Source organism: Tsukamurella sputi (assembly GCF_007858445.1).
In the GTDB taxonomy this organism is placed as follows: Bacteria; Actinomycetota; Actinomycetes; order Mycobacteriales; family Mycobacteriaceae; genus Tsukamurella; species Tsukamurella sputi.
In genome coordinates, this window is the sequence record NZ_VIGV01000116.1 from 1 (window position 1) to 603 (window position 603).

The window sequence follows — 603 nt, forward strand, 5'->3', positions numbered from 1 at the left end:
TATACTCAATACCATTATCGGTCATCGCTTTGGTATGATTTTCATTACCGCGAACGGAGAGTAAACCACCATGAACCATAGGATGTAACGTTTTAACGCGACCATCCATAATCTCTGGAAAGCCGGTGATATCAGAGATATCTTTCACTGCAATGCCGGCATCGCTAATCGCTTTCTTAGTTCCCCCTGTGGAGATAAGCTCAAAACCTAAATTTACGAGTTCAGCTGCAAATTCGGTAATTCCTGTTTTATCACTGACACTTAAAAGTGCGCGTCGTTTAGTCATGATTAGATCTATCCTTTCTAAAATAACAACGATGAAATGATCGCAATACTTCTGAATACTACAGCGATTCTCTACCTAAGTTATTCGCTCAATAAAGTAGGTTTCAGAAGTAGCGCGGAAAATTGTGATCAATATCTATTACTCTATTACTCTCAGTTTGAGTCAAAATCGAAGTCGAAGTCGAAGTCGAAGAGTACTCCAAGCATCTATAGAATAGATATCGATATAAAATTGTGATGCGAACGACTCTAGCTAGCTGACGCTGCAAAGAGCTTTGCCAATGTTTTAGGATAGAGCTGATGTTCAACATGATGAAC

Annotated in this window: 1 pseudogene; it reads right to left on the reverse strand. The window is 39.3% G+C overall.

Features of this window, described 5'->3' with window-relative positions:
* Positions 1 to 286, reverse strand: a pseudogene (purH, locus tag FK268_RS26030) (bifunctional phosphoribosylaminoimidazolecarboxamide formyltransferase/IMP cyclohydrolase); the annotation flags it as partial.
* Positions 287 to 603 lie beyond the last annotated feature (317 nt).